The organism is Eudoraea sp., assembly GCF_049665975.1.
Lineage (GTDB): Bacteria > Bacteroidota > Bacteroidia > Flavobacteriales > Flavobacteriaceae > Eudoraea.
On sequence record NZ_JBATGR010000137.1, the window covers coordinates 1 to 3754 of the forward strand.

Genomic DNA, 3754 nt, shown 5'->3' on the forward strand with positions numbered 1-3754 from the left:
AGGTTCAAATGCCGAAAAAATTATTAAAAAAAGTAGTAAGCCTGTATTTGTCGTAAAAAGCGGGAAACAATTAAGTATAAATAAAGTATTCTGCCCTGTTGATTTTTCTGCTCAATCAAAACGTGCACTAAAAAATGCAATTACTATAGCACACAGATTTAAAGCCGAACTAGTAATATTTACTGTTTATGAAGTATCTTATTTATATTCAATAAGACATAAAATCAATCTTGAAAAGCAAATTGAAAATATACGCAAAGAGCATCAAAAAGAGTTTGCCTTTTTTTTAGAAGGTTTCAATTTTACCGGATTGGATGTAACAAAAGAAATCGAGCAAGGAGTTCCTGATATAGAAATACTTAAAGCTATTGAAAAGCATAATTCTGACTTGTTAATTATTGGAACCACTGGAAAATCAGGTATTAGTAAAATTTTAATGGGCAGTGTAACAGAAAAAGTGATCAGGAAAATACCAAGTTCTTTTATTACTATAAAAAATGAAAATATTATAATTTTGGAATTAGAATCCAAAATCAGGGATATAGAAAACCACTACAAAATAGCCCAACAACTTCTTGAAGATGGTTTATTTGAAGAATCCATAAATGAGTTTAAAACTTGTCTGAACATTAGTTTTATGCACTTGCCTTCTCTAAAAGCACTAGCTAATGCTTATAAGAAACTAGGAGATACAACTAATGAAAAAAAATACAGGGATATGAGGACTCAAGTTATAGGCAAAATGTATAATGAAAAAATAGAATCTGAAATTAGAAGGTTTAAAGGCAAATAGGCTAATATTTTATGCACAAGACCTAATATCGTATATGAAAAATAGCGAATAAAAGACAGTCTGCGCTGATGAATTTTTGCTTTCGCAAAACCAAAACAATAAGCCACTTTAATTGAATACGTTACCTTGCTTCTGCCCTTAAATGACCCAGATCATTTCGTGGACGCTGTGGCAGCAGGTATCGGGAACAGCAATGGAAAATAATTAAACGGAATAGATTATAAAAACCAACCAGGTTATTGCCTAGGTTTGTTGCAGCTTATTTTACAACTATTTGACAACTTTGCAACTTAATGGGGTTCCGAATTGTATGCCTTTTTATTCCTGTTATTTAATTTAAACTACGTAAAAAATTGTAAATCTCATCCCGATAGCTACTTCTCCATAGTTTTACGAAGGAGAAGCTATCGGGACCAAAATCCAAGGTCCAATTGAACAGATTTAAGGTGACCTCATCGAGAAAAATGATATATGTCATAAATGCCAGGAGCGCTTAATTATAACATTGGGGATAAATTGATGAAAAAGGAAGACAGGTCTCATTATACGCTAAAAAAGGTATGCAAAGAATGCTTTTTATGACTTATATAAGGAGTTGTAACCAGTATCCAAAATGTCAATGCCAAAAAAATCTGCCTGTAACAAAGCTTACACTTCTCCAACCTTAATTTTAGGACCGTAAAAGTGCATTGCATAGTTAGGCAAACTACTGATTGATATCATAGGAACTAATCTGACTACTATTGAAATTTGCATTTCATATTGGAAGAAATTAAATATGAGATTCGGACAACATTCATAAAACAATATATCATAAAATCTAAAATTTAGTAATCATGAAACGTTCAAAAGAATTCTTAACCGTATTTATGGTAATAGCATTTGCATCAGTTTTTTTATCATGTAAAAACAATGAGAAAAAAGACACTGAAAAAGACAAACCCATAGAAGAGCTTGCCGTAATAACCGTAAGTCCTGTTGTTATTTTCGAAAATGACTATGCCAAAGTATCAAAAATCAGTCTTGCTCCAGGAGAATCTCAAGCAACCCATGAAGGAGAAATCCGCCTGATTTATGCATTATCTGATTTCTCAATTGATTGGGAAGAGCAAGGCAAAAAATTAGGTGCTAAAACCTGGAAAAAAGGAGATGTTCATTTTCATGAGGCTGGAACACATGCTGCAAGGAATAACGGAACTACAGTGGCCGAATGGTTAGTATTCGCCAAAAAAAGTACAGATTTGCCAGAATGCGGAGAAAATACAGTTGAAAATGATGCAACCTCAGTATCACCTGACTTTGCACAGACTTTATTCGAAAATGAAGCTTTTAAGATGACACAGGTAAATTTGCCTGTAGGAGAAATTATTCCAATGCATTCGGGAATCAACCGTATTCTTTATTCACTGACTGATTATAACTTAAACTACGAATCCGATAAAGAAGGTAAACTCGATAAAGCATTTACTTCGGGTGATATTCATTGGCATGAGGCTTGCAAACATGCTTTAGAAAACAATGGAGATACCGAAGCCAAATTTTTGGTCGTTAGTTACAGATAGGGTAGATAAAAGTACTGGCTACAACAACTGGAATAGCTCATTGCTGCTGAATTCCTAATCGGAATTTATTGCATTTTGTTATCTTTTGGGATCCTTTTGTGCCCGTCCCCCGGCTGGCGCGGGCGTCACGCCCGTACCCAAAATATTTCTTTGCCTGAAAAGGCTAAGTTTGCATATATACGCCTTCTTAAAACTAGTTTAAAGAAGTTTGTTTGAGAAGCCTAAGGTCCACCTTCATTTCATTTCGAACGGACAGGCTCTCCTTCATTTCGTTTCGGACGACAAGGTCCGGCTTAAAGAATGTGAAACACGAGCATGATGCCTGTCTGCCGACAAGGCGGGCTCTCGCTTGAGGGGCAAATCTCATCCCGATAGCTCCCGATAGCTCCTTCTCCATAGTATTACGAAGGAGAAGCTATCGGGACGGGACCAAAATCCAATAACACTTTATGATTTCTTGTTATTTGGTGCTTGTTATTTGGAATTTAAAAAGTTTTGGTTTTATAATTTCCTCAAATATTCTGCAATTCTACTCACCTCAGAATCATCAAATATGGGTTCAAAAGAATCTATATAGCCATTTAACTCCTTCAATTTTTTGATGGTAACATACTTGAACTCTTCTTTGGGCTTATTATTAATCATGGCCACAATATTCCATATAGGTAATTTCTTCTCCCCCCAATGATGTTTTCTGAGAATACGGCTTGCACCTTGCTCACTATGGTTAAGAATGACAAACATAGCAAAACTGCTGCGTTGTATTTGCTTTATTGGAGATCTAAAGTCAGGGCGTGCAATAGATTCCTTGCTCCAGTTTTTGGTCTCTATAATAAAGATCCCGGCATTGGTTACTAAAAGATGATCTATTTGAATACTGAATATGCGGTCATTTTCCTTTTTGTTATAAATAGGTTTTTCGAAGACTAGTGAAAAGTCATTAAAGAGCACATAGGTATCTGATAACTTTTCTAATTCTTTCTGTACTAAATTTTCGCCTATTGCACCTGCGATTAAGGGATTTAAATCAGTGACCACCTTCTTTACATATTCAAATTCTTGAAATTGGAATGCGCAACGGCTTGAAATAATGGATTGCCTATTTGCTGCAAGCGCGCTTATCTTTTCCTTTATTGCATTCAGGCTTTTTCTTGATTTGCGAGTCTGAAGTCTTATGATAAAATCAAAACTCTTTTCTAGTATAAACTTTATCCCTAATAAGAATTGAAGTTGGTACCAGTATGCTAATTCCATAACAGCATTTTTGGCCTGAATAGATGATAGCCTTTCGCACTTTCGTTTTAGTTTGCTTATTCTGCTCTTGAGATTAGTTTCCGCACCATTCTTTAATTCATCAAAATTTCTTTGGAGGATAGTACCCTTTACCTCGAGTACGTCT

Annotated in this window: 3 protein-coding genes; 2 read left to right on the forward strand and 1 reads right to left on the reverse strand. The window is 35.0% G+C overall.

The window, feature by feature from the left end:
• On the forward strand, positions 1–793 hold a 793-nt coding region (locus tag WBN20_RS05320; RefSeq protein ID WP_424280972.1), incomplete at its 5' end, for a universal stress protein.
• An 836-nt stretch (positions 794–1629) separates the two neighbouring features.
• A complete protein-coding gene (locus WBN20_RS05325; protein ID WP_424280973.1) occupies positions 1630–2355 on the forward strand; it encodes a hypothetical protein in 726 nt (241 codons plus the stop codon).
• Between the two features lie 501 nt (positions 2356–2856).
• On the opposite strand, the gene WBN20_RS05330 is transcribed toward WBN20_RS05325, so the two are convergent.
• On the reverse strand, positions 2857–3754 hold an 898-nt coding region (locus WBN20_RS05330; RefSeq protein ID WP_424280974.1), incomplete at its 5' end, for a nuclease-related domain-containing protein.